This is a genomic window from Paenibacillus sp. B2(2019) (assembly GCF_008370385.1).
Classification (GTDB): Bacteria; Bacillota; Bacilli; order Paenibacillales; family Paenibacillaceae; genus Paenibacillus_AQ.
Genome location: NZ_VTZR01000008.1, coordinates 173,294 through 199,206 on the forward strand (window position 1 = coordinate 173,294; position 25,913 = coordinate 199,206).

The window sequence follows — 25,913 nt, forward strand, 5'->3', positions numbered from 1 at the left end:
TCGGGATAACAATGAAAGCAATAGAACACGGATATGAGGAGCAGCCCGTTCTGGCGGGAAGTGACGAACTGGAGCAAATTGAGATTGAGCTGCTTCTTGATGGGGTACACCGTTTATATGGCTATGATTTCCGGAATTATGCGTTGCCTTCATTAAAACGACGCATCTGGCATCATGTTCATGCGGAGAATGTACTCACCATATCCGCGCTGCAAGAGAAGGTTCTGCATGATCGGGCTTGTTTTGAACGATTTGTTTACAGTCTCTCTATCCCTGTTACTGAAATGTTCAGGGATCCAGGATTATTTCTAACTTTTCGCCAGAAGGTAGTTCCTTTGTTAAGAACCTATCCCTATATTCGTATCTGGCATGCCGGATGTTCCACTGGGGAGGAAGTTTATTCTATGGCCATCCTGCTACATGAAGAAGGGCTTTATGATAAGGCTCGAATTTATGCCACAGATATGAATGAGCGTTCTTTACAGCAGGCTAAGGAAGGCGTTTATGATATTAGCAGAATGAAGCAATACACAAAGAATTATTTGGAGGCAGGAGGTACTCGGGCATTTTCCGAATACTACACTGCGAAGTATAACTCAGTCATTTTACAACCGTATTTACGCAAAAATATTATTTTTGCTGAGCATAATTTAGCTACTGACACTTCTTTTAATGAATTTAATGTTATTTTCTGCCGAAATGTAATGATTTATTTCAATGATGAGCTTCGTGATCATGTTCACGGGTTGTTTCATGAAAGTCTAAGTCGCTTTGGAATCCTTGTTCTGGGCTCTAAAGAGTCTATTCACTTTACGAAATATAGCGATTGCTATGAATCTTTAGACAGAGTGGAGAAAATATACCGTAACATAAAATAACGCATGAAGGAGGGTGGTCCTATGGGGTTTCAAGAACCAATTCATATACTACTAGTCGACGACCGTCCTGAAAACTTGCTGGCGCTGGAGGCGGTACTTGAGAGCCAGCATTACGAGCTAGTCAAAGCCACCTCCGGTGAAGAGGCACTGCGGTGTTTGTTAAGGTATGATTTTGCTGTCATCGTACTGGACGTACAGATGCCAGGTATGGATGGGATCGAAACCGCAAAATTGATCAAAGCCAGAGAAAAAACAAAGGATATCCCCATTATTTTTATCTCTGCGAACAGCAAGGAAGCGGAGCACTTATTCGCTGGTTATTCGGCAGGGGCTATTGATTATATGGTCAAGCCTTTCATTCCACAAATTTTGAATTCTAAGATACAAGGCTTTGTCGAAATGTACATCACGAGCAAGAAGCATCAGACTCAAACCATGCTGCTGCAGCAAAAGACGAAAGAACTGGAAATCATTAATAGTGAGCTTATCAAGGCAAAAGAAGAGGCGGAGATTGCCTCCAAAGCAAAGTCGGAATTTCTAGCCATGATGAGTCATGAAATTCGTACACCTATGAACGGCGTAGTTGGCATGATCGATCTGTTAATGGAGACGGATCTTACTTCTGAGCAAAAGGAATATTCGGAGATCATTCGGAAAAGTGCGGACACGTTGATTACGGTAATTAACGACATTCTTGATTTTACTAAAATGGAATCCGGAAAAATGGAAGTTGAAGAGCACTTATTTGAACTCCGAAATTGTATTCAAGAGGTGTTCAGCCTCTTCTCGATAGAAGCGGGAAAGAAGAACCTGGAGCTCGCTTATTTTATTGATCAGAAATTGCCTCGGCTTTTATATGGGGATATGGCTCGTTTACGCCAAGTTTTAATTAATCTGATCGCTAACGCAGTTAAATTCACAAATCAAGGTGGGGTCTATCTAGTCGCCTCGATCAAGAGCGTTGCGGATCATAAGATGGAAGTTGAATTCACAATTATGGATACGGGGATTGGTATTTCTCCGGAGAAATGTGACCGATTATTTGAGCCCTTCTCGCAGCTTGATTCTTCCATGACACGGAAATATGGGGGAACAGGTCTGGGACTAGCTATATGTAAATCTCTTGTCGGAATGATGGGCGGAGAAATTCGGGTAGAATCGATGGAGCAAAAAGGAGCCACGTTTATCTTTACGATTCAGGCATCTATGCCAGGAGAAGATTTGATAGGTGGATATCAAGAAGAGGAATCCACGCATCTTGTTCCCAATCAAGAGGGGAGAAGTAGAATCCTTGTTGTGGATGACCATCCGATTAATCAGCGTCTAATGGTCAGCATGCTGGATAAGCTGGGCTATGCGGCCGATATGGCTGAAGATGGTCAACAGGCTGTGGATATGGCGATTAAACATCCTTATGATTTTATCTTTATGGACCTTCAAATGCCAGTGATGGATGGCTTGGAGGCGACCGCTCAAATTCGTCGAGAGGGTGGTCCTGCTGCCGAGAAGACCGTTATCATTGCAATGACGGCGAACGTCATGGAAGGGATTCAGAATCGCTGTAAGGCCTCTGGAATGGATGATTACATCAGCAAACCGCTGAAGATGAGTAGTATAAAACAAATTATTTCTCGATATTCTAGCAACGACAATGTATTAGTAGAACCTGATATATCTATTTTCCAAGCGTAATCTAGTATTTACCAATCTGTTTTTTAAACGTTATCTGATTCAAAGGTATATCATTAAGGTTATTAATATAGAAAATATTTGTTCAGGAGAGATCGTCTAATGAATACGCATAAAAGTAACAAGTTCCATGCTAAGACAGAAACCAAAGGGAATGTATGCACAGTTTTCCTGAGTGGTGAACTTGATTTATCAGTTGCTTCCGATTTCCGCCTGGTTATGGAGCCACTTGTGGGAGATACCAAACTAGATCTAGTTATTAATCTAAAAGAATTAAAATACATCGATAGCACAGGGATTGGTATTCTACTTTCGATCCTGAAATCAAGACAAGGAATGGACGTTAAGTTTATGGTTGAGGATGTTCCTCCACAAATTCAGAAGCTGTTTGACATGACTGGTATTTCCAAGTTTTTTGCCTCCCAAGAGAATTCCCACTAGGAAAGGATAGAACAAAGAATGAGTGATGATGTGCAAAAAGTAATTCTTCAGTTGCCTGCTAGCGCAGAGTATGTGGATATTGTTAGGTTGAATTTATACGGCATTGCCTCGAAAATGGGTTTTACCTATGAGGATATAGAAGACATGAAAGTGGCAGTGTCAGAGGCGTGTAACAATTCAGTATTATATGCTTATGGCCAAAAAGACGGAGTAGTAGATGTTATTTTTGAGGTAGAAGAAAGCTCCTTATCCATTACAGTCAAAGACGAAGGGGAGAGCTTTGACGGCTTGGACAAGTCTAATGAACGTATGACACTGCATGATAAGGAGTTAAGTGACGTTCAGGTTGGCGGGTTAGGGTTCTACTTAATGCAAGCGTTGATGGATGACGTTAGTGTCGTAAGTGAAGCCGGAAAAGGGACGGTGGTAACTTTGAAGAAGCACCTTAATTTTAGCGAGGAGAAAGTATGAGTGACAAAGTGACTCCCCCCGAGTCCATGAATGAAGCAGTCACCCAAATTTGGGAGTATCAGCAGACCAAGGATAACGATCAGGCGACGTTGCTGATACAGAAATATGAGCCTATGGTGAAAATGGCTGCTGGGAAAATTTCCCGTAATCGCCCCGACTTGTATGAGGATTTATATCAGGTCGGGCAAATGGCGCTCATCCGGTTACTGCAGCAATATGATATCAGTCTCGGAATCCCTTTTGAGCCCTATGCGATGAAAAGCATGATTGGACATATGAAGAATTATTTGCGTGATAAATCTTGGTACATACAGGTTCCTAGACGGATTAAAGAAAAAGGAGCGCTTGTTCAACACGCGATTGATGAACTTACAGTGAAGCTTGAGCGTTCTCCTGCGGTCGATGAGATCGCTCATTATCTTGATCTGTCTGTTGAAGAAACTGTAGAAGTACTGGCAGGCAGAGAATGTTACCATTACGTATCTCTAGATTCACCGCTTTCCCAAGAGGAGACTGGAGCTACGCTAGGGGAGCTTATCAGCTCTGATGCGAACGATTACGAGACTGTAGAGAAACGAATGGATCTGCAGCAAGCACTAGGACAATTGAAGGAGCAAGAGCAGCAAGTGTTGCTGTTAGCCTTCCAAGATGGTCAATCCCAGCGGGCAATCGCTCAGAAGCTGGGGGTTTCACAGATGAGCGTTTCACGGATACAGAAGCGGGCCACTGAGAAGTTAAAGCAGATTATGGCCAACTCATCCTATTGAGCTCCTTTATGTGTAATATACATTACTTGGATTTGAATTCTATTGTTCGACGATAAGGACATGCCTCTCTCCGTGTGGAGAATAGCATGTCCTTTATTTGTGTTCCGCAACGCTCTTACCCCGCTTGTCCGGCTAACCTTGAAGGATTAGACTGACAAGCGGGGTAAGGGGGAACGGTGATAGATGGGCCATAGGTAGCCCAGTTGTTAGCTGTTCGCATCGATGTATTTTTTGATCTCGCCAAGGTACTCACCGATCACCGGAACATCAAGAAATAGGCTAAGAATGTAGCCCAGAACACCAAGGACTACGAACGTTCCGAGAGATAGGCCGAGACCTCGGGATATACCGGCCATCAAGTTTGTGATAATTCTTTTTTTGGGATCTGAGTAGTTATCAAGGATGTCCTTAAATTCTGATTTTTCTAGTGAATCAGCAATCTTGTCCAGACGATTGTTTAAGCGTTTGACCTCATGACGTAATTCGAAAGGATGTTCATCAATTTCATATGCTTTTGTTTGGCTATTTGATTCTCCCATGGAGCACCCCTGCTTTCTGTAGCCCGATCGGGCATTCATTAAGGATCTATTCAATCAGATGAAACTTTATATAGGGTATAACTAAACAACAGCCAGCTGCGGACAGCTGGCTGTTGTCGGATGAAATGATAGCTGTATTATGTCGCAGATTAGTAACTGGATTTATAGGAGGATTTAACATCCTCTTTCGCATCTTTAGCCTCATCGGCAACTTCTTTAGAGGATGCTTTGGCTTCGTCAGCCACTTCTTTAGAAGCGTCTTTAACATCAGAGGCTACATTATTTGAGGCTTCACTTACAGTGTCACCAATTTTGCTGCCTGCGTCTTGAAGGGTAGCGGCAATTTGCTGCTTGCTGTCACTGACAGTAGTGTAGATATCAGAGGCTTTGACTGAAACCGTACTAGCCAGATCGGTTGCTTTTTCACCTACCGTTGTGGCAATGGCTTTGGTCTTGTCAGTTACGACACCAGCAACTTCTTTGGTTTTGTCAGTAGCAAGCGTAAGTTTATCGGACAGATCACTGCGCATTTCACGACCAGGCTTTGGTGCAAATAACAGGGCTGCTGCAGCACCTATTAAGCTACCAATAAAGATGCCTTTGAAAAAGTTGCTTCCGTTTTCTACTTCATGCTCTACTTTATGTTCTACGTTACTCATCACCAATCACTCCTTATAAGTTATCTTACTTCGTATTTAAACTTTGGCGTATAGGCTGAAACAATTGATGAGCAAGGCGTAGATGGCGAGGGGCTCTTGTTATGGACTATTTATTAACAGCTTGGAATACCGCATAGCCGAATTCGGGCAGATTCAGATGTAGTAATGATGTGAATTTTTCTGTTCGCTTCTGCGTCTCTAGGTTTACCCATATGGCGTCCATCCCGGGTACAGGAATAGTGGCGTTGACTAAGACCTCTTCATTGTTGAGCACGATTAAGAAGCGGTTATGTTCGTCCCACCGTTCATATACAAGCAGCCTTGGGTGGTCCGGGATCTCCAGCGATTTAAAGCCGCTACTACGGAACGCAGTATGGGACTTACGAAGACCGATCGTCCAGCGATAGTATTCGAACAGTTCCCTGTTCTGTTTCTGGATGTCCCACTCCATACATTTACGATTATCTGGGTCATATTCACCTTCCATACCGATTTCATCGCCATAGTAAATACATGGTGCTCCCTGAAAGGTCATTTGGAACAAAACGGCCAGTTTTAATCTCCGGATGTCACCACCGCAAAGGGTCAGGAAACGAGTTGTGTCATGGCTGTCTAATAGATTAAAAGTGGCCTCTGTAATTTGCTGCGGGTAATTCGCTAGCATAGTAGCAATCGATAGAGAGAATTGTGAAGCATTAATTTGTTCGTGAGCGAAGAAATTAATCTGAATATTGGTTAGTGGGTAATTCATAACGGCGTCAAATTGATCGCCAAGAAGCCACGGCAAGGAATCATGCATAATTTCGCCTACAAGATAGGCTTCTGGATTAATGCTTTTGATCGTATTACGGAATTGTCGCCAGAACGTATGAGAGACTTCATTCGCGACATCAAGCCGCCAACCGTCTACACCGATTTCCTCAATCCAATAACGACCAACGTTCAACAGATAATCTCTGACTTCAGGATTCTCAGTGTTGAATTTTGGCATGATAGGCTCGAATGCAAATGTCTCATAGGTGGGAATTCCGTCGATGACTTGTGGTGGCCACTCACGCACATGAAACCAATCGGCATAACGGGAAGAGCGCCCGTTGGTGAGCAGATCAACAAATGGCGGAAAGGTATGGCCGCAATGATTAAAGACACCGTCTAGAATGACGCGGATCCCTTTGGAATGACAGGCGTCGACAAGTTCTTTTAGCAAAGCGTTGGTTCCCAAATGAGGGTCCACCAAGAAATAATCCTTTATATCATATTTATGATTGGTGGTTGCCTCAAACAGAGGATTGAAATAGATGGCGGTAATGCCCAATTCACAGAGATAATCCAAATGATCTAGTACACCTTGCAAGTCTCCTCCGAAGAAATTCCGGGGACTCGGCGTACCGCCCCAATCTAGCACATCTGCCGGATCGTTAGTAGGATCGCCATTTGCGAAACGCTCCGGAAAAATTTGATAAAATACTGCATCCTTCACCCATGCTGGAGGGGAGTGTACATCTTCACGGTTCAAGAAAGGAAAGTCGAATAAGCCCTCATATATTATGACTGGAGGCTCTGAGAAGAAGCCTTTTTCCAAATAATAAAGGACCTCATCTTTGTTATAAAGTGCAAAATAGTAAGTGAGTCTGCGATAAACAGGACGGACCGCAGCCTGCCAATAATCGAATAAGCTGTCAGAAGCCATGTGCTGCATGGGAATAACCTCATGGGTTTTGTCCCAACCGTATTTATCTCCGCAAAAAAGATCAATCATTGACACGTTATCCCGTTTAGTTTTTATGCGAATATGCAGTGTAGACTCATCGTAGGCATATGACCAATTCTGCCCCATGCGATGATAAACGGCTTCTTGTTGAATCATAATCAATTTCCATCCCTTCGCGGCATGTAAACGCAAAAAAGGGCCAACCTCATGATAATCAGAGGTTGAACCCTTGGCGGTTTCATTGCCTTTAAATTTTGTCTGAATCTTATCATACCCCTCAAGATTAAAGCAAGAGATTATTTCACATAAATTCACAATATGGAATATTTAGTATGTAGTTAAAAATAGGAGAAAATATAAGGAAAAACAAGAAAATTGCTATTAAATCACCCCATTTGGATCTATACTCTGATTGCAATCCAAATTATGGGTATTATAGAATGAGGGCGAACGAACTTGATTTTTCTTAATACGCAAACAAATTAAAGGCACTGTTACCTAAAAGGTACAACCTCGGCACTTTGTGCAAATGAGGTTGTACCTTTTTTGCATGCTCTTTTTCTATGCGTGTTAGGTCTGATCACTTATGAATAAAGGGGAGATGAGCAAATGAAGAAGAGTAAACGATCTAAAATGCAAGCGGTATCATTTAGTTTGACCCTAAGTCTGCTGTTGGCATTGACCGTTACGGCTTGCGGTTCAGGCAATGGGAACTCTACGGCTCAGCCGAATTCAAGCCCGAATTCCACAGTGAACGAGCCGGGGGGAACTACAAATGAGACGAATCCCGCCGAAGAGGAGCTGAAACCGGAAGCTGGGGCCGAATTAACGGTCTGGGAAGCCAAGGAGCAGGTTGAGTACATGAAGCAGTTAGCCGCTGAATTCGAAAAAGAATACGGCGTTCCTGTCACGGTTGAGGAAATGGCGGGCGGCGATCAGGGAACAAGGTTGGCGACAGATGGCCCGTCCAAACTGGCCGCCGATGTGTTGACTCTCCCGCATGATCAGATCGGTCAGGCTGTCAAAGCGGGATTGCTTTTGCCAAATGATGTGTTTGAGGAAGAAACGAAATCAACTATGGTGGAGACAGCTATTCAGGCATCGACTTATGACGGTATCCTGTACGGTTATCCTAAATCGGTGGAGACCTATGCGCTGTTCTACAACAAGGATCTGATATCCGAAGCTCCAAAAACCTGGGATGATGTGATCGCTTTTGCCAATACGTACAATAAGCCGAAAGAGAACAAATTTGCGATCATGTGGGAATTCGTCGGGTATTACAGCTATCCATTCATTGGCAGCTTCGGCGGATACATTTACGGTGACAACAATACGAATGTCAAGGATATCGGCTTGAATAATGAAGGCACCGTCAAAGGATTTACTTTTCTCCAGAGCTTAAAAGGAATTCTGCCATTGAATGCAGGAGATATCACCTATGACGTTAAAACCCAATTGTTTCAGGAAGGCAAGCTGGCAATGAACATCGACGGGCCATGGTCCATAGCGATGTTCAAGGATCATATCAACCTTGGAGTGGCACCTCTTCCGAAGGGACCTGACGGTCAAGACAGCATTTCTTTTTCCGGAGTTAAATCGTATTATGTCAATTCCTATACGGTATATCCGGTCGCAGCTCGCCTGTTCGCACATTTTGCAAGCAGCAAGGAGAATCAGCTCAAGAACTTTGAAATGACGGGTGCGATTCCTGCGAACATTGAAGCCGGAGAAGCGCCGGTAATCAAAGATGATCCGATTATAAGTGGATTCTTCGAGCAATTCCAACACTCCGTGCCGATGCCTTCCCTATCGGAAATCAAATCCGTCTGGGAACCGCTAAAGGCAGCATTTGTATCCCTGTGGAACGATCCGGGTCTTGATGTTAAGCAGACGCTCGATAAGACTGTATCAACGATTCAGGCCGATCTGGATTCGAAGTAAAGGACAGGTGATTTGAGCTATGCACAAAAAAACAGGTGCAGCGCTACTCTCGGCTATTATTCCGGGACTGGGCCAGTTCTTCAATCGACAGTGGCTGAAAGGATTAGTATTCCTGCTGGTGGGGTCTGCTGGAATCTATTTTATTGCTCATGATCTAATGGGGTATTTGCGGGGGTTGATCACACTTGGTGAATTTCCAAGCCGTATGGTCAAGGTAGGTAAATTAACCCGGATGGTGGAGGGCGATCACTCCATTTTTATGATGATCAATGGTCTGATGTCATTGCTGGCGCTGCTGTTTTATACAGCTTTTCATTTACTGAATATCAGGGATGCCTTTCTAGTTGGAGCTGCGCGGGACCGGAATGAGCCCATTCATTCATTCGGTGAATCGCTCAGACATATGGGGCGTAGAAACTTCGCCTATCTTGTACTAGCGATTCCTTTTGTGGCAGTGGTTTTTCTGACGATATTGCCGCTTGTTTTTTCGGTGCTACTGGCGTTTACGAACTATGCCGACCCGATTTTACCGCCTGCGCATCTAGTAGAATGGGTGGGGTTCGGTAATTTTAATAAAATGCTAAGTTTGGATGTATGGAGTTCAACCTTCGGCGGAGTGCTGACTTGGACACTGATCTGGGCGATTATTGCTACTGCGACGACTTACATTGGAGGTGTGCTCATCGCTGTACTTATTCACCAGCCCCGTGTTCGGTGGAAAAAGCTTTGGCGTACACTGCTGATCGTTCCCTTTGCTATTCCTAATATGATTTCTCTGCTCGTCATGCGTAATATGTTCAATAATCAGTTCGGACCGATCAATAGTTATGTAAGAGCTTTGGGATTGGAGGGGGTGGCCTGGCTGACTAATCCTTTCTGGGCAAAGGTCACCGTAATTCTGACTAATATGTGGATCGGAATTCCGGTTACTATGATTCTGGCCTTTGGGGTACTGACAACGATTCCAAGGGATATGTACGAAGCTGCTGAAGTGGACGGAGCTGGGGCATTCTACAAATTCCGCATGGTTACACTGCCTATGGTGCTGTTCGCGACCGCTCCAATCCTGATCATGCAGTTTGCCGGTAACATTAATAGCTTTAACGTCATTTACCTGATGACCAACGGAGAACCGGTTAATCCGAATTACCAGTACGCGGGCCATACCGATCTGCTGGTGACTTGGCTCTACAAACTGGCGCTTAACCAATCGCAATACAGCTTTGCTTCCGTAATCGGGATTGTCATCTTCCTGCTGGTCGCGACCTTCTCCATCTGGAGCTACCGCCGAACGCGATCCTACAAAGAGGAGGATATGATTGCATGAAGCCAAAACTGACAGAAGCGTTTAAAACGATTGGAAGCCATTTTCTACTGATTGTGCTCAGTTTTATTAGTCTTTTTCCAGCGTTTTGGATTATTATGTCTTCATTTAAGACGGGAAACAGTTTGTTCAGCGACTCGTTGATTCCTAAAAATTTCACGTTCATTCATTACAAGGAACTGTTTGAGCAAACTAAATATTTGATTTGGTTCATGAATACACTAAAGGTTGCAGCGCTGTCTACGCTACTTGGCACTTTTCTGCTGCTGTTGACTTCGTATGCCATCTCTCGCTATCGGTTCACGGGCAGAAAAACGACACTGACCGCGCTTCTAGTTCTGCAAATGTTTCCGGGATTCATGGCTATGATTGCAGTTTACGTGCTGCTGAACACGCTTGGGCTACTTAATTCCCATTGGGCACTTGTGCTTGTATACAGCAGTGGCGCCATTATCACCAATGTGTTTGTGGCTAAAGGTTTTTTTGATACTATTCCTAAAAGTCTGGAAGATGCTGCGCGGATGGATGGGGCGAGTCATATGAAAGTTTTTCTATCTATAATGATCCCGCTGTCCAAACCGATGCTTACCTATGCCAGTCTTATGATATTTAATGGCTGCTTTGTGGATTTCATATTCGCGGACCTTGTATTGCGTACGGAAGAGACGAGAACGCTCGCTGTCGGGCTTTTCCGGATGGTGAATCAAAGCAATTCGACCGAATTCACCTTGTTCGCCGCCGGAGCGGTGCTGGTTGCTCTCCCGGTCACGCTACTGTTCATTTTCCTTCAGCGGTTCCTGGTGGACGGTCTGACCGCGGGTGCAAGTAAGGGTTAATTCGATTTGCGCTCCCACTCTACAGCAGTACTGAATTCTATAAAAACCACTTCCTTTTCAGAAGAGCAAGAATCTGATGCGGGAGTGGTTTTTTAATTTTAAAAGCTTCATTTATGTTCCTGTCATTCAGGATTTATTGCTGATGGAATTGTTTTTGTGTGATTTCTAAAATCTTCTTGGTGTGGAGAGGATTGAAGAATGATGAAAATAGGAGTAGAATTCCTCATGGAACTAACACTTAAGGGAGTTTGTGATGTACAAAAAATCCCCGGAGCACGGGGTTATTTTCTAGCATTTATTAAATGTAGAATCCTAATAAATCCTTGTGAGTTATAGAGCAGCAAAGAGAAAAGAGGAGAGTTACCATGGAAACAGTATTAGTACGAGAATATCGGTCAGATTTGCTGGAATGTGTCCATAGCGGACATATTGCTATCGTAGGAGAACACGGGAACGTAAAGGGCTATGCAGGTGATCCTGAGTTTGTATCCTTTACCCGTTCTGCGGCCAAGCCACTTCAGGCTATCCCAGGCATTCGTGGAGGAATCGTGGAGCATTATGGTTTTACACCCGCAGAGGTTGCCCTAATGACTGCTTCTCACCGAGGAGAGAGCTACCATGTTGCCGCGCTAGAGAGTATTTCCTCCAAGATTGGGATCGATGAGCAACAAATGATATGTGCCACTAGCTATCCACTGGATTATACGAGTAGAGAGAATGCCATTCGCGGCGCGGGCAAAAGAAAGTTCTATCATAACTGTGCGGGCAAGCACATGGGGATTTTATCGTATAGTAAGCTCAAAGGACTACCACTTGAAGAATACTCTCAGCCGGAGCAAACGGTTCAGCGTGAAATTATAGATACGATTGCTTATATGGCTGGTGTAGCACCAGACAGTATTGGTCTAGGTACGGATGGATGCGGTCTGCCGGTATTTGCCATGCCTTTGACAGCCTTGGCGACTGCGTATTTGAAATTAGCCAATCCTGATTTAATTGCTGACGAGGCAACTCGCAGAGCGGTCACTACGATCACTGCGGCCATGAATGCTCATCCGGAGATGGTTTCTGGGTCTGGTCGCCTTGATTCAATCCTTTTGGAAGATGAAAATATTATTGCTAAGGGTGGATTTAAAGGCGTATATTGCTTCGGGTTGCGCCGCGAGCGACTGGGCATTGCCTTCAAGATTCTGGATGGATCAGAAGAAGAGTGGGGACTTATTGTACAGGGGATTTTAGATCAGATTGGATACAGTCAGAAAAATACTTTGGAAAAGCTGCGTAATGCATTTTCAGGTGTGATCTACAATGATGGTGGTACACGGGTAGGTCATGCAGATACAGAATTTCAGCTTCATTTCATGAAATAGGAACTTAAAAAGGAGCCCCTCGCTGCGCATCCATCTCGGATTCGCAGCGAGGGGCTCCTTTTGTAAACGAAGAACAATTATTTCTGACGTAGACGGCCGAGTTCGGAGACGAGCGCTTCCACCTGAGAAATACTGAGTCTATCGCTGCCCATGGCTACCTCATAGACATCGAAGATATCTTCATATTTATCTACTGAAAAAGCGGAGGCTTGCATTGCAGCAGCACTTGCCATCTTCAGTTTGTTCTTGATGGCCTCGATCATATATTCAACATTTTCCTGACTAGGTTGTGTTAAATCCATAGGGTTATTAACATCCTCTCTGTACACTGATTCATGTATTTTACCATGATTGTGAGCTTGATCACCATTTTTTTGTCGGGCTCACAGAAATCATGTTAAATTAAAGGCATGAAATCAAAAAATATCATCGAAGGGAGGAAAGGTATTGGCAATTAGAGAACAGGGAAGCGGTAAACGAAGCAAAATGGACGATGTAGGATTGGTGTCCTTTTTTATGGAAATTGCAGCGCTGCATTCAGCTAAGAAAGTTACCTTTCTGTGTATCGGAACGGATCGGTCTACAGGTGATGCTCTCGGTCCACTAACAGGCAGCAAACTTCTGGAATATGGCTTTCCACACGTAATCGGTACGTTGCCATCTCCTTGCGATGCAGATAATTTGGTGGCCAGAGTCACTGAGCTTCCATCTGAGCATATCATTATTGCTGTGGATGCTTGCCTAGGACCTCCAATAGCTCTTGGATATTACTTCGTTTCGAATGAGCCGCTTCAGCCAGCACAATCGGTGGGGGTATGCCTTCCCGCAGTGGGGCATTATAGCTTGGCGGCGATTGTAGATATCAATGGTCCCAAGCCCTATCGGACGCTGCAGACGACTCCACTACATAGAGTTATGGTTATGGCCGAACAAATTGCCGCCGCAGCAGCAAAAGGGTTTGGAATTGGGCGTTAAGAATAGGATGCCGGTTTCAAGGAGAGCTGTTTTGCTTAATAATAGATATTAGTTAATATATCTTAGTAATTTGGAAAGAGGGAAGCAGCCATGGAAAGAGTACGTTGTGACGGAAGCAATATTTGCTACAGTGATCAGGGGAAAGGCGAGGTTATTGTATTACTGCATGGCTTTTGCGGAAGTGCTGAATACTGGGAACAAATCATTCCCATCTTAAGCAGCGACTACCGAGTGATTGCTCCCGATTTACGTGGTCATGGAGCTTCAGAGGCTCCACTAGGCCCTTATACTATTGAACAAATGGCAGACGATGTTCTGGGCTTGTTAGATACACTAGAAATTTCTGAATGCACCATGCTGGGACATTCTCTTGGTGGGTATATTACACTTTCGTTCGCGCAGCGGTATGCCTCTCGATTGAAGGGCTTCGGATTAATCCATTCTACTGCATATCCGGATAGTGAAGAAGCTCGGGAGAATCGATTGAAAAGTGTCAGCAGGATTCAAAATGAAGGCATTACTCCTTTTGTGGACAGCTTCGTCCCAGGAATTTTTGCTAAAGCAACCGCTTCTGCATCACCACAGCTGCTGGAGCGAGCTAAAGAAATTGGTTACAAAACGCCTCCACAAGGAGCAGCGGGAGCTGCACTGGCGATGCGCGAGCGTCCGGATCGGCGTGATGTGATCACAGCAACCACGTTGCCGGTACTACTTGTTGCTGGCGAGCAGGATGGACTGATTCCTGCGGAGCGCACCTTTACTTCGGATAAACCAAATATAACGCAAGCTACGATTTTTGGAGCGGGCCACATGAGCCTCTTTGAAGCTCCTGAACGGTTAGCTGAGGTTATCAAGGAATTCACCCAAGCTACGGTTAGTATTAACAGCCATTCGTGATCGCTGAAATAATAATTCAAAAAGAGGCAGCTCCGCGTCAAAGTAACGCGTGGGCTGCCTCTTTTTTAGGAGACTATTGAAATTTACGGATTCCCAATCCGGCAAAGATAGCTATGGTTGTTACGCCGCCAATGAGGAACGGCATTTCATGTCAATAAGTAGAAGGATTCTAGTCATTATTTTTCCCGTAATTGCTTTAGTGGCATAGCGTAGTGCAATGGTTTAAGATAAATGAATAAAACACATATAATACCTAGATACAAAAGCTTCGCAGTTACAGTATGGAAAAGGGGGAAGTTCATGTTCCGAAGAGACTATATTGTCCGAATGATCGAAGATATGACGGCGATGGTTGCCAAGGTTCTAACGCTGAAGCAAGAGCGAAAGACAACGGAAGCCTTATGGGAAATTGATGAGCTATTGAACCGACATTTTCCGCTGAACTCACGTCTTTTAAATTCACTATCTGTAGAAGATATTATAGATATGTTCCGGTTTAACGGTGTATTGGAGTCAGATAAGCTTCAAGGTGTAGCTAAGCTGCTTAAGGAAGAGGGCAGCATTTATGCTGCAAATGGCGATCATGACGCGGCACTATTCAGAAGTATGAGATCGCTGCATTTATATTTGTACGCAGATTTGCACGGCGCTGATCGAGAAATGCTGCAAATGACGGAGGATATTAATGAACTCCTGGAGGAAGTCAAAGCGTATCGGCTTCCAGCCAAGACGGAACGGCTGCTTCTAGATTATATGGAGTCAATCGGACATTATAGTAAAGCGGAGGACAGTCTGTATCGACTATGGGAGCAGGGAGAAGATGTCTCACTGGAAGGTGATGAATTGTACAGAGGGCTGCTGCTTAAATCACCGGAAGAATTGGAACAAGGCTCTCTTCCTATCCATGAAGTGGAACAAGGATGGAAAGAGTGGCGCCGGATCACAGAAGTTCGAAGGGAGTCGGAAGCCTAATGAATACCCCTTTATTTATTATCGATGCCTTTGCAGGAAAAGCATATTCAGGAAACCCGGCAGCAGTATGCTTGCTGAAGCATCCAGTCGACGAGGCATTTATGCTTAAGACAGCAGCAGAAATGAACTTGTCAGAGACGGCATTTCTCTGGCCGGAGAATGATGGATATCGTCTGCGCTGGTTCACGCCCAAGGTTGAGGTTAATTTATGTGGCCATGCTACTCTAGCGAGTGCACATATATTATGGGAGGTGGGATTGCTGGATCCAGAGGTGGAAGCTAGATTTTATACACGCAGTGGGTTGCTTAGAGCTTCTCGTGCGGATGACCTCATCTCACTGTACTTCCCGCCTTATGAGCTTAAGTCTTCTCCTACAATTCCGGCTCTTATAGAAGCGCTTGGTATTACAGAAGAAAATGTGGTAGAAACTATGCTCTATGCTGACAATGTACTTGTACGGCTCGATCAGGAATCCCTAGTTCGCGAACTTAGCCCAGACTTCGGGGCTTTATCCCGGCTTGAAGAGCGAGCCTTTGCGGTTACTGCAGAAAGCTCCATCGAAGGCATTGATTGTGTGTCACGGTTCTTTGCACCGAAGATGGGGGTAAATGAGGATCCGGTCACAGGCTCAGCACATACTGCGCTAGCACCTTTCTGGGCTAGTCGACTTAACCGTACGCAGTTGACCGCTTATCAAGCTTCCGAACGAGGAGGCTTACTTCAACTTGAGGTAAGCAAAGATCAGATTAAGATGTCTGGCCGAGCAATAACTATTGTTAGTGGAGAGCTGCATGTGAAGCCCTGATAGGATAACTCTTGTAGAGCCGTGATATAATGGAACGATGATGGTTAGGAGACAATGATTCTCCATTTTTAATCCCGAAAGTGAGATGTGCGTTGTGGAATCTTTAAAAGCTCTTATTGAACAACTGATTAATGACCGTACCTTGATTATGGCTACCTTAAGCCAAGTACGTAACAAAGGGGAGACCTGTACGAAGGTACAGATTAAACCTGTCGAACTAAAAGGTAAGTTGCATTATCAGTTTGCGTCCTATATTGGTACAAAGGTTGAACATCGTAACGTACCGGCAGAATTAGCAGCGGAGGACATGACCCTTTTATTTAGAGAATCATATCGCCAAGGCTTGTTATGCACGGTGGAAGCGGATTATCAGGTGCTGATTAGCAAGAAATTCAAAGTATCCATCCTTACCAAGTCTCCAAGTAAAAAAGAAGAGCCGGATCTGGCACACAACCGCCGCAAGCGTTATGTGCTGGAGGATGGAGAACCTGTGCCATTTCTTGTGGAGCTTGGCATAATGAACAGAGAAGGAAAAGTGCTGGCCAAGCGATACGATAAGTTCCGGCAGATCAACCGTTTCTTGGAGATGGTTGAGGATGTGCTTGCCGATCTGCCAACGGGACGGCCATTAACGATTGTTGATTTTGGATGTGGTAAATCGTATTTGACCTTTGCTCTTTATCACTATCTGACCGTCCGCAAGAAGCGGGAGCTTAATATTATTGGACTTGATTTGAAAGCGGATGTAATTGAGCATTGTAATGAGCTTGCTGCGAAAATCGGTTATGATCACCTGAAGTTCCTTGTGGGTGACATTGCCGAGTACGATGAGCTGGATCAGGTAGATATGGTTATAACGCTTCATGCTTGTGACACAGCTACAGATGCTGCACTCGAAAAAGCAGTACGTTGGGGCGCCTCCGTCATTTTGTCTGTGCCTTGCTGTCAGCATGAATTGTTCGCGCAGATTGAGAATGAAGTAATGAGTCCGATGCTTTCACATGGGATACTTAAGGAACGTTTCTCTGCCTTGGCTACGGATGCTATCCGTGCCAAATTGCTCGATATGATGGGTTATAGCAGCCAGCTGCTGGAATTCATCGATATGGAGAATACACCGAAGAATATTTTAATCCGCGCAGTTAAAAGCTCGGGTGGTGATAACTCCGTCAAATGGCGTGAATACACCGCATTCCGTGATTTTATAGGGGCGAAACCTTACCTTGAGCGCGTATGTGCTGACCTGCTTCCGAGTGAAAGTTCGGTGGAGGGGTAGCTCGAGCAATTCTCCCCATCTGGCGGGATTCTCGAAAAATAGTTGTACATTATGCAATTACATTAGGACGCATTAGCGAATATCAGAGGTTAGTTGCACTTTTTGCAACTATCAAGCTTTTTTGATGAGAATTGGGACGGTACAGCTCCTTCGTGGAGAGGTATCGTCCTTTTTACATTCTAGTTTTGCGAAGGGGAAATGTGGAAAGGATAGAGATAACTTAACGAATATAGGGGTATCTAAATGGGGAGCGTTAACAGAGAGCGGAGTCTGGATTCAATAATCGTATATTTTAGTGCAGCCTTAGTCATCACAGCCGGAGTAGGAGCTTGTTTGCTGCGTGGATTTTTTTTTACAGAGGAGATGTATCTCTTTCTGACCCTATGGTTTGTGATGTGTTCTGCGGCTTTGCTTTATTTCTACATTGGAGTAGGCAAGTGGAGAAGTAGCGCAGGGGGAGCAAGTGGAGTACGTAGAGCTTTGAAAATAATGATGACTGCACCTTTAATAGTTCTATCACTCTATCTGATTCATTGGCTAAGAAATCCTCTTTCGGCACTGGGAACAATGAATGAAATATTACGGTGGGGTTTGTATGCTAGCTTTGCATTTTTGGTTTGTTTTTGCGCGTTGAATCGGGTGGGGCGTCAGCTTATCATTGCTGCGTGGTCTATTTTGGGCATGTTCTTAAGCATAAGTGCTTTGCTGGCAGTGTGCGGGGTGGTAGAGTTACCTTTCGCTATAGCTTACAGCAATTCATCGGAAGTAAGCATTACAGGTGCCAGATTAGCAGGGGTGATGGAATATCCTAATGCCTTTGGTGCTGTGATGGCTGTTTTTCTACTGGAGCGGCTGTTTGCTATCGCTGCTTATTATGAAAGACCTCAGAAGAGTGTGAGGATGTCGCCAGCAGGAGGTTGTGGTGTTGGGCGAGAGTCTGAAAAGACAGGGACAGAGTATACCGGGGGGGGACATGGGAGTGAAAAGGTAAGCGTAAATGTAGGAGATGGGTGCGCAGGAGTGGAGCGGCGAGAAGCGGGAAGCACGGCCGCCGCGCTGCTGCGCTTGCTGCCGCTGTTCCCGTACGCCGCCGCGCTGCTCCTCAGCGAGTCGCGCGGCGCGTGGCTGACGGCGGCTTGCGCCTGCGCCGCCGTTTTGCTCTGGAAGCGGCAGCTCATCGCGCCGCTTCTTGCCGCTGGCGCCGCGCCCGTGGTCGCCGCGGCGCTGATCTACCGCCAACTGGCCCGTGCCGGGTTGGCGGTAGATCCTTTGCCCGGCCTGCTGTTGCTGGCCGGGCTTTGGGCCGGCGCGTTGCTAGCCGGCCTATGGCTGTGCCGCCGCCAGCGCAGCGCGGCGGGCAGTGCCCGAGCCGCCATGCTGGCATTGACGGCGGCAGGTTGGACGGCGGCGGGCACCGCCGTCCTCCTGCACGTGCGCGAGCGGATCACCGGACCGTCATCGACGGTATCCGCGCGTGGTCTGTTCTACCGCGACGCCTGGCGGCTGGCGGTAGAGGCACCTTGGCTGGGGCGCGGGGGCGAGACTTGGCGGAGTTCATACCTCGCCGCCCAATCTCGCCCTTATGTAGGCAGCCAAGTGCATAGCGGTTATCTCGACATCCTATTGAACCTAGGATTTGTCGGCCTGGCAGCCATACTGCTTATGCTGCTAGCAGCAGGCTGGCTGCTGGCTAAGAGATCGCCGCGTCTGCTGCCGCCATTTTTGGTTATCGTTTTGCATAGCGCAGTCGATTTTGACTGGAGCTACGGATTAATCTGGCTGCTGCTTTTTTGGCTGCCAGCACTTGCCCTGTCTGAATATGAGCAGAAACATCAATCTGCGAATACCCGCTTTACGTCCATAAGTTTGCTCACCACTCATTTCGCATCCGCGAACCCGCTAATAACTCACTCGTCGTCCTTGAATCTATCACCTTCATATCCCCGCCGACTATTCATCACTGTCGCCTGCTCCCTTTATCTCATGCTATTTGTATTGTCCCTTCACTCCGCACAAGGAGAGAGGTACTACCGGCAAGCAGTTCAGACGGTTGATCCCTCGGTGAAGGTAGATTTGCTAGAGCAATCACTAGCGTGGAATCCCCAGTCTCCTAAAACAGCTGTAGCATTATCCAGGCTACTTACAGGTGAACAAAGCGTGAGTATACTTCAGCAGAGTTTGCAATATTCTCCGGAGAATGCAAGTTTAAACTGGGAAATGGCTAGACGATGGATGTATAGTGATGATCCGGGAGTTGCATTATATTGGATACGGCGAAGTATTCAGCTTGATAAATACAACTCTGTTAAGTGGGTCAAAGGGATTGAAGGCATGCTTATGATGGGCCGGAAAAAGTTAGCGGAAGGGAATCGAATGGAGGCCATAAGCTGTATTGCCTCAGGGAACGAGCTTCTGCGGGAGTATAGAGTGTTGGCAGAATACGAGGGAAGTAAAGGTGAGCAGCATAATGACCGGAAGTTCCAAATAACAGAACAAGCCGACGACCTGAGTCGACGGCTTAGTGTACTTGCTTCACGATTTTAACTGACGTGAAATGATCCAAGAGTATAGAACAGGAACGAGAATAACAAGCACAAGAGCTGTAATAATAAGGGTCTGAGACAAGACGCCGCTCAAAAAGGCTCCCCCCAAAATAAGCAATTCGCCGATCATCCACATTCTTCCGGAAAGACGATGTGTTTTTCACCACACCTCTGGGCTAGAGAGCGTCCATGCTGTGCGAACACCGAACAAATAATTATCTTTTACCTGTGGCATGTAGTTGCCAAGCGCAATAAACATCACTCCTAGGGCTCCTATAGCAATTTTACCCACATTGATATCTTTACCCAGACCGTAAGCAACCGTGAGCACGAGCATGAGATTAAAAAGCACCCCAATAGCGAGTCTGCTCATAGCATAGGCATTTTCGAACTTCTTATAATTTTCCCGTTTAGGATCGATGCTACGTGTGAATTGCATGATCAGCGGAAGCACAATACCCAGGATTCCGAACATAAAAATAGCTATGTTTTTATCCCAATACCGGTTGACTTTACCCGAAATTCCCCACTGCGCGGGCAGCTCCTGTGGCAGCTTGCCATAATTGATTAAAGCATAAGCTAATGAAGCTAAACCTAATATCACAATTAGTGTATCTTGCCATCTCCATTTAAAATCCTTCATCTTCAATCAGCCTCCTTCTCAGAATCCATACCACGGCTTTGTTTTCCGTCCAGTGATTTGCTTTCCGTCTCCGTTTGCTTTCCCGTACCTGTAAGCTCGAGCAACCAGCCAAGAACCTCTTCGAGAACCGTCGTATTTAATGAATACATAATGAATTGACCTTTTCGTTCATCCTGTACGAGATCGGCATGCTTCAGTGCATTCAGATGGTGAGAAATGCTTGGTTTTGTCATGTTGAAAAAATCAGCAATTTCACCTGCGGTTCGGTCCTTCTCCCTTAGTAACCGAATGATTTGGCGACGGGTAGGGTCAGCTAGTGCTTTGAAAGACTCATTCATATTCCACCCACCATTTCGATATTTAGATAATTGTCTAAATATATAATAACCATTCATATTCTTATCTGTCAATGCGTATTCTCCTCATTTTAATTGAGAAAGAAATTGTCACCGAATCTTTGGATTTACCGCCGTTTGAGGCTATGCCCTTGCTAATACTAACTGTAGGCAAGTACTCGATGAATGGTTCGAAACATAAAAGCGGAGGAGAGGATATATGATGCTGACGAATAAGGTTGCAGTTGTTACAGGTGCGGGTTCTGGGATTGGGGAAGCGATTGCTCTTCTTTTTGCCCAACAGGGGGCTAAGGTTATTGCAGCGGATATCCATCTGGGGGATGTTGAAGCGGTGGCCAAGAAGGCAGAACAAGGTCATGGCAACGGGGTTATGTATCCTGTAAAGGCAGACGTTTCGAAGGAAGAGGATACTCAGCGAATGATTGATGCCGCAAGTACACAATTTGGTGGACTTCATATTCTCGTTAATAATGCGGGGATCATGGATAAAATGACCCTGGCTCATGAAATCACAGACGACTTATGGGAGAACGTAATTGCAGTGAACGTCACCGGACCCATGAGAGCCATTCGTAAGGTCTTACCGATTTTCATGGCACAAGAAGGTGGATGTATCATCAATGTAGCATCGATCGGCGGCTTAGAGGGATCACGTGCAGGAGTGGCTTATACTGCCTCCAAGCACGCTGTCATCGGTATGACTAAAAATGTAGGGTATCAGTACTCGAAGCTTGGAATTCGCTGTAATGCTATAGCACCAGGTGGGGTAAAGACGAATATTGATTTGTCTAATCTGAGTGCTTTTGGTAGTCAAAAGGCAGGAGATGGTATGGCGTCAATGCCGCGAACAGGGGAAAGCAGCGAGATCGCATCGATAGCTTTATTCCTGGCTTCAGAAGCTGCGAGCTTCGTGAATGGAACGGTAATAACGGCGGATGCCGGATGGACCGCTTATTAAACAGCTTATACATTTTAGACAAACAGGTGTCCATTTCCATCTTCATTGCTGGAAGTGTACACCTTTTCTGGTTATACAGGTTGTTCTAACTCTTTTTAAGAGAGGGTCGATATAGGGTAATGGCCTCGCCGCTGTAAGTAGATGTGATAAGGTTGCTTGTGCTAGAATAGGCTAAGAGAAACTGGAAAATAGAGCAGAGCGGCAGAGCATTTAAAAATATAAGAAAGTAAAAGTTTAGCATCTATACTTTATGTTCTTATATTTCTCGTTTAAACGCTAAGCGTCTTTATATAGACGCCAAAGATGTTTATGCTAGATACATAGCCATATTCTGCGGAAAAGGGAGGAGGAGTACGGTTGCATGTTATTTCTGATCTGATCTCAACATTGTTTGAATGGATTCAGAGTCTTGGTTATTTTGGGATTATGATCGGACTTATGATTGAAGTTATTCCGAGTGAAATTGTACTGGCTTTCGGTGGCTTTTTAGTATGGAGTGGAGATATTAATTTTTTTGGCGCCGTATTATTCGGTACGATCGGCGGAGTCATTGCACAGATTTTTGTATATTGGATTGGTCGTTATGGTGGCAGACCTGTTTTGGAGAAATACGGGAAATATATTTTCATTCAAAAGAAGCATATTGACCATTCGGAAGAGTGGTTCAATAAATACGGGACTGGCGTAATCTTTACAGCTCGTTTTATTCCGGTTGTTCGTCATGCCATTTCCGTTCCAGCTGGGATATCGAAAATGCCTTTAGGTAAGTTCACTTTGTTGACTACGCTTGCTGTTATTCCATGGAGTGCTTTGTTTGTATATCTGGGTATGACCTTGGGGAATAAATGGGAAGATATTGACAAAGTAGCAGCTAAGTATACCAACGAAATTATACTTGTAGCGATCGCTCTGATCATCATTTACTTTGTGTTTAAATGGTACAAATCCAAGAAAAAGGGGACTACAAAATGAAGCAGAATGTAGCTCAAAAGTTTGGAAAAGGCCTAACACCGCGCCAATTCGTAGAAAGTATGACGAAGAATCAACAGGCTTTTGAATCCTGGTATGAGAAGTTTAATTGGGAAGATGAGAGCGATAAGGAATATTTCGAAAGTCTGAACCATCGCGACGATTTGCGGGTACTTATCCTAGCAGCGGATTGGTGTGGAGACGTAGTACGCAATGTTCCTGCTGTATTCCGTATTCTGGAGACGGCGGGAATGAAGACAGAGGTATTTATTTTGGAAGAGAATCCGGAGCTTATGGATGATTTCTTGACCATGGGTGGCAGATCTGTCCCAGTTGTGATTTTTGCAGACACTGGAGGATATGTGCTCGGACATTGGGGTCCTAGACCAGAGCATGTGCAGAGTATAATGAGAGAGTTCAAACGTGAGAATCCTGACCGTGAGGCCGCTGATTACGACAGCAAAATCGCAGAAGCGCGTAAGGCCATGGGGCAAGCCTATGGGGAAGGAACGGAATATCAGGCAGTTATCGCAAAAGAACTGCGTAGTCTGATTTCCGGATTCTAAACCGATGCTAAATATACGTTCATTTAATCTGGGTCCGCTTCAAACGAATGCCTACTTACTGACAGGTGCGGATCCTGCGAAGGGTATCATCATAGATCCTGGTATGAATCCTGCTGCATTAGTGCGGAGTATCGAAGGAATGGAAATCGAAGCTATTTTGTTAACACATGCACATTTTGATCATATGGGCGGTGTAGACGAAATTCGTAAAGCTAAGAAATGCCCTGTTTATTTACATCCACTTGAAAGTGAATGGCTAAGCAGCCCCAAGCTGAACGGTTCACTAATGTGGTCGGAGGTGTCACCTCCTCTAGCTACAGATCCTGCGGAATATGATCTGGCAGAAGGGCAAGTTCTGCAGTTCATTGGACACACCTTCCGTGTGTACCATACACCTGGTCACTCTCCAGGCAGTGTAAGTTTCCTTTGTGGAAATGATCTATTCTCCGGAGATGTACTCTTTAAAATGGGAGTTGGGCGCACAGATTTGCCTGGTGGTAGGGAACGGGATCTGTTCGATTCTATTCGTGGCAAGCTATACAAAATGGATGATGAAGTGAAGGTTTATCCAGGACATGGTCCACGGACAACCATTGGATTTGAAAAGATTCGCAACCCTTATGTTCCTCAATAGACGTTGGTTCTAGTAGAACCGACAAAAACCGAGGAAGTTTTAATAGACAAAAGACTACAAAAGGACTAGAATGAGGTTAATTAAATGTAACATTAACCTCGCGAAGCACGCAGACTGCGGAATTAATCCCGGTTTGCGTTCTTTTTTTTGTCTTCATATAGGCTTAAAAGCATGGAGGGAAGTAGAATGGAGAAGAATATATACTACCCGCTGGACTACGGTTGGTATGACTCCAAGGAGAAATGGAACCATTTTTGCAGCAGTAATTGCCGATTTTTTTCGGAATGTTCAGGAAAGGGTGGCTTTTGTTCATCCATAGAACGTAGAGACATACAATTTGAAAATAAGGAACTTCGTAATGACTTGCTTCAGGAGACCTGTGGGGTTTACGGGGGAGTACCAGTGGTTTCAGGAGGCGAACTTAGAAGAACGCCTCTTTTTTGGCATTTTCCGGCAAGGAAAGGGATAATTCAGCCCTGGCGGCGCAAGTTGTGGGATCTCAAAAAATAATTATTGAGCGGAATGAACGATTCATAATACATATTCGTACTACAAATAGAAACGAAATCTTGAATGGAGGGGCAGATGAGCGATCAGTCGCTGGAGAGAATCAGACGGGCTCAGCAGGGGGATACTTCAGCACTGTCTTCACTGCTGCGAGAACACTATACTTTTTTATTCAAATATTTAATCAAGGTGACCATGGACCCGTTGCTGGCAGAGGATCTTGTACAGGACACCATGGTCAGATGTATGGAGAAGATCAACACCTATAACGGAACTTCTTCCTTTTCCTCTTGGTTAATCACAATTGCTACCAGAATATTTATTGATCGAAAGCGGCGCTGGAAGCGTGAAGCGGAATGGAAACAGCGGGAGCAACAGGAACAGGGGATCCGTTCGATTCGTTGGCGATTTGAGAGCAGGGGGGAAGAGTGGAGTGAAGTGCTGGATTCCCTCTCCAGATTACCTTCTGCGCAAAGAGTGGCTGTGCTACTGAAGCATTACTATGGCTATAGTTATGACGAAATTGGCGAAATCCTGCGAGTTCCTTCAGGTACAGTCAAGTCGCGTGTATCCCTTGGACTTAACCAACTACGAAAGGAGCTGAATGAGGATGGAGAAGGATAAAGATAAGGATAAGGAGCCTGAGTTGTATTTGCATAAGCTTTCAGATGAGCTTGACCGGTTAGATGCACAATATAATGACATCACACCACCTTCATTACAGGAACTGGAGAGGTTAATGGTTGATGCCTCTGTGCATAGAAAGAGCATGGAACGTAAAGAGCTGCTGTTATTCTGGGGCATATCGTTGATCCTGATCAGCGTATTTCTATCCATTCTCGGTTCTGCACCGATGATCTATTGGATTATTCAAGCGATTATTCCTATTGCGGGACTCAGTGCTCTAGGAATAGCGAGGATCAGGAGGAACAGAGAAGGTGCGCAAGAATGAATGAGCTGCAGGATGTGCCTCTATGGTTATGGTTTTGCATAGCGATAGCATTAATGCTGCAAGGGACATTGCTGTTCCGGGACGCAAGACGACGCGGAAGAAAAGCCTGGTTCTGGGGTCTATGGGCTATAACTACAGTTCCTTCACCCGCTTTGGTCTATTTACTTGTTGTCATTCTACCGGAAAGACGTAGGAGAAAGAATTTGTGAAGGTCCAGGATATGAGCTCGT

29 protein-coding genes are annotated in these 25,913 nt (G+C 45.1%); 23 read left to right on the top strand and 6 right to left on the bottom strand.

Features of this window, described 5'->3' with window-relative positions:
* Window positions 1–11: 11 nt before the first annotated feature.
* The 5 genes from PAENI_RS07805 (at window position 12) to PAENI_RS07825 (ending at window position 4,246) form a co-directional block, all read left to right on the top strand.
* Window positions 12–878 (top strand): CheR family methyltransferase, encoded by an 867-nt coding sequence (locus PAENI_RS07805; RefSeq protein ID WP_076300661.1) that lies wholly within the window; start codon window positions 12–14, stop codon window positions 876–878.
* Between the two features lie 21 nt (window positions 879–899).
* Window positions 900–2,570: a response regulator gene (locus PAENI_RS07810; RefSeq protein WP_149644887.1), complete on the top strand. Its 1,671-nt coding sequence runs from the start codon at window positions 900–902 to the stop codon at window positions 2,568–2,570.
* A 99-nt stretch (window positions 2,571–2,669) separates the two neighbouring features.
* Complete coding sequence (locus PAENI_RS07815) at window positions 2,670–3,008, top strand: STAS domain-containing protein (protein ID WP_042131044.1); 339 nt, start codon at window positions 2,670–2,672, stop codon at window positions 3,006–3,008.
* An 18-nt stretch (window positions 3,009–3,026) separates the two neighbouring features.
* Window positions 3,027–3,479: an anti-sigma B factor RsbW gene (rsbW, locus tag PAENI_RS07820; protein ID WP_042191848.1), complete on the top strand. Its 453-nt coding sequence runs from the start codon at window positions 3,027–3,029 to the stop codon at window positions 3,477–3,479.
* Window positions 3,476–4,246 carry a sigma-70 family RNA polymerase sigma factor gene (locus PAENI_RS07825; protein WP_042131042.1) on the top strand — a complete coding sequence of 257 codons (771 nt, stop codon included), beginning with the start codon at window positions 3,476–3,478 and terminating at the stop codon, window positions 4,244–4,246. The genes rsbW and PAENI_RS07825 overlap by 4 nt, the downstream gene beginning before the upstream one ends.
* Before the next feature lie 206 nt (window positions 4,247–4,452).
* Here the strand turns inward: PAENI_RS07825 and PAENI_RS07830 are convergent, their stop codons facing one another.
* The 3 genes from PAENI_RS07830 to PAENI_RS07840 form a co-directional block, all read right to left on the bottom strand.
* On the bottom strand, window positions 4,453–4,785 hold the full coding sequence (locus PAENI_RS07830; protein ID WP_042191847.1) for a DUF5665 domain-containing protein: 333 nt from the start codon (window positions 4,783–4,785) through the stop codon (window positions 4,453–4,455).
* Window positions 4,786–4,934: 149 nt separating this feature from the next.
* Complete coding sequence (locus PAENI_RS07835) at window positions 4,935–5,444, bottom strand: YtxH domain-containing protein (RefSeq protein ID WP_076285477.1); 510 nt, start codon at window positions 5,442–5,444, stop codon at window positions 4,935–4,937.
* A gap of 106 nt (window positions 5,445–5,550) precedes the next feature.
* Complete coding sequence (locus PAENI_RS07840) at window positions 5,551–7,311, bottom strand: glycoside hydrolase family 13 protein (protein WP_149644888.1); 1,761 nt, start codon at window positions 7,309–7,311, stop codon at window positions 5,551–5,553.
* 453 nt (window positions 7,312–7,764) lie between these two features.
* Between PAENI_RS07840 and PAENI_RS07845 the strand changes: the two genes are divergently transcribed.
* The 4 genes from PAENI_RS07845 to PAENI_RS07860 all read left to right on the top strand — a co-directional run bounded on the left by PAENI_RS07845 (window position 7,765) and on the right by PAENI_RS07860 (window position 12,629).
* The gene (locus PAENI_RS07845; RefSeq protein WP_262495551.1) at window positions 7,765–9,099 is read left to right on the top strand and encodes a sugar ABC transporter substrate-binding protein; all 1,335 of its coding nucleotides are present in this window, start codon (window positions 7,765–7,767) and stop codon (window positions 9,097–9,099) included.
* 19 nt (window positions 9,100–9,118) lie between these two features.
* On the top strand, window positions 9,119–10,426 hold the full coding sequence (locus tag PAENI_RS07850) for a sugar ABC transporter permease (protein ID WP_149644889.1): 1,308 nt from the start codon (window positions 9,119–9,121) through the stop codon (window positions 10,424–10,426).
* Entirely contained in the window at window positions 10,423–11,259 is an 837-nt protein-coding gene (locus tag PAENI_RS07855) for a sugar ABC transporter permease (RefSeq protein WP_149644890.1), read from the top strand. The genes PAENI_RS07850 and PAENI_RS07855 overlap by 4 nt, the downstream gene beginning before the upstream one ends.
* Window positions 11,260–11,624: 365 nt before the next feature.
* Window positions 11,625–12,629: an asparaginase gene (locus PAENI_RS07860; protein WP_149644891.1), complete on the top strand. Its 1,005-nt coding sequence runs from the start codon at window positions 11,625–11,627 to the stop codon at window positions 12,627–12,629.
* Window positions 12,630–12,706: 77 nt separating this feature from the next.
* Here PAENI_RS07860 and PAENI_RS07865 read toward each other — a convergent pair whose 3' ends face one another.
* Window positions 12,707–12,931 (bottom strand): DUF1128 domain-containing protein, encoded by a 225-nt coding sequence (locus PAENI_RS07865; RefSeq protein ID WP_042191840.1) that lies wholly within the window; start codon window positions 12,929–12,931, stop codon window positions 12,707–12,709.
* 145 nt (window positions 12,932–13,076) lie between these two features.
* Between PAENI_RS07865 and yyaC the strand changes: the two genes are divergently transcribed.
* The 6 genes from yyaC to PAENI_RS07895 all read left to right on the top strand — a co-directional run bounded on the left by yyaC (window position 13,077) and on the right by PAENI_RS07895 (window position 20,099).
* Window positions 13,077–13,604, top strand: coding sequence for a spore protease YyaC (yyaC, locus tag PAENI_RS07870; protein ID WP_262495552.1), 528 nt, complete (start codon window positions 13,077–13,079; stop codon window positions 13,602–13,604).
* A 90-nt stretch (window positions 13,605–13,694) separates the two neighbouring features.
* Window positions 13,695–14,501: an alpha/beta fold hydrolase gene (locus PAENI_RS07875; RefSeq protein WP_149644892.1), complete on the top strand. Its 807-nt coding sequence runs from the start codon at window positions 13,695–13,697 to the stop codon at window positions 14,499–14,501.
* 300 nt (window positions 14,502–14,801) lie between these two features.
* Complete coding sequence (locus PAENI_RS07880; protein ID WP_149644893.1) at window positions 14,802–15,473, top strand: DUF6483 family protein; 672 nt, start codon at window positions 14,802–14,804, stop codon at window positions 15,471–15,473.
* A complete protein-coding gene (locus PAENI_RS07885) occupies window positions 15,473–16,279 on the top strand; it encodes a PhzF family phenazine biosynthesis protein (protein ID WP_042191832.1) in 807 nt (268 codons plus the stop codon). The genes PAENI_RS07880 and PAENI_RS07885 overlap by 1 nt, the downstream gene beginning before the upstream one ends.
* 85 nt (window positions 16,280–16,364) lie before the next feature.
* A complete protein-coding gene (locus PAENI_RS07890) occupies window positions 16,365–17,555 on the top strand; it encodes a class I SAM-dependent methyltransferase (protein WP_149644894.1) in 1,191 nt (396 codons plus the stop codon).
* A 243-nt stretch (window positions 17,556–17,798) separates the two neighbouring features.
* Window positions 17,799–20,099, top strand: coding sequence for an O-antigen ligase family protein (locus PAENI_RS07895; RefSeq protein ID WP_262495553.1), 2,301 nt, complete (start codon window positions 17,799–17,801; stop codon window positions 20,097–20,099).
* A gap of 159 nt (window positions 20,100–20,258) precedes the next feature.
* Here PAENI_RS07895 and PAENI_RS07900 read toward each other — a convergent pair whose 3' ends face one another.
* Window positions 20,259–20,741 carry an SdpI family protein gene (locus PAENI_RS07900; RefSeq protein ID WP_149644895.1) on the bottom strand — a complete coding sequence of 161 codons (483 nt, stop codon included), beginning with the start codon at window positions 20,739–20,741 and terminating at the stop codon, window positions 20,259–20,261.
* Between the two features lie 2 nt (window positions 20,742–20,743).
* Window positions 20,744–21,079 carry an autorepressor SdpR family transcription factor gene (locus PAENI_RS07905; RefSeq protein WP_149644920.1) on the bottom strand — a complete coding sequence of 112 codons (336 nt, stop codon included), beginning with the start codon at window positions 21,077–21,079 and terminating at the stop codon, window positions 20,744–20,746.
* A gap of 217 nt (window positions 21,080–21,296) precedes the next feature.
* On the opposite strand from PAENI_RS07905, the gene PAENI_RS07910 reads away from it, so the two are divergent.
* From PAENI_RS07910 to PAENI_RS07945, 8 genes are all read left to right on the top strand, one after another.
* Complete coding sequence (locus tag PAENI_RS07910; RefSeq protein ID WP_149644896.1) at window positions 21,297–22,055, top strand: SDR family oxidoreductase; 759 nt, start codon at window positions 21,297–21,299, stop codon at window positions 22,053–22,055.
* Window positions 22,056–22,412: 357 nt separating this feature from the next.
* Window positions 22,413–23,027, top strand: a complete 615-nt coding sequence (gene uptA, locus PAENI_RS07915) for an undecaprenyl phosphate transporter UptA (RefSeq protein WP_042191826.1) — start codon at window positions 22,413–22,415, stop codon at window positions 23,025–23,027.
* Window positions 23,024–23,590 (top strand): thioredoxin family protein, encoded by a 567-nt coding sequence (locus PAENI_RS07920; protein ID WP_149644897.1) that lies wholly within the window; start codon window positions 23,024–23,026, stop codon window positions 23,588–23,590. Before uptA ends, PAENI_RS07920 begins: the two co-directional genes overlap by 4 nt.
* Before the next feature lie 4 nt (window positions 23,591–23,594).
* Window positions 23,595–24,224, top strand: coding sequence for an MBL fold metallo-hydrolase (locus PAENI_RS07925; protein WP_094872421.1), 630 nt, complete (start codon window positions 23,595–23,597; stop codon window positions 24,222–24,224).
* Between the two features lie 186 nt (window positions 24,225–24,410).
* On the top strand, window positions 24,411–24,734 hold the full coding sequence (locus PAENI_RS07930) for a hypothetical protein (RefSeq protein WP_149644898.1): 324 nt from the start codon (window positions 24,411–24,413) through the stop codon (window positions 24,732–24,734).
* A 75-nt stretch (window positions 24,735–24,809) separates the two neighbouring features.
* Window positions 24,810–25,355, top strand: a complete 546-nt coding sequence (gene sigY / locus PAENI_RS07935) for an RNA polymerase sigma factor SigY (RefSeq protein ID WP_149644899.1) — start codon at window positions 24,810–24,812, stop codon at window positions 25,353–25,355.
* A complete protein-coding gene (locus tag PAENI_RS07940; protein WP_149644900.1) occupies window positions 25,342–25,683 on the top strand; it encodes a YxlC family protein in 342 nt (113 codons plus the stop codon). The genes sigY and PAENI_RS07940 overlap by 14 nt, the downstream gene beginning before the upstream one ends.
* Window positions 25,680–25,892 carry a hypothetical protein gene (locus tag PAENI_RS07945; RefSeq protein WP_149644901.1) on the top strand — a complete coding sequence of 71 codons (213 nt, stop codon included), beginning with the start codon at window positions 25,680–25,682 and terminating at the stop codon, window positions 25,890–25,892. The genes PAENI_RS07940 and PAENI_RS07945 overlap by 4 nt, the downstream gene beginning before the upstream one ends.
* The last annotated feature ends 21 nt before the right edge of the window (window positions 25,893–25,913 follow it).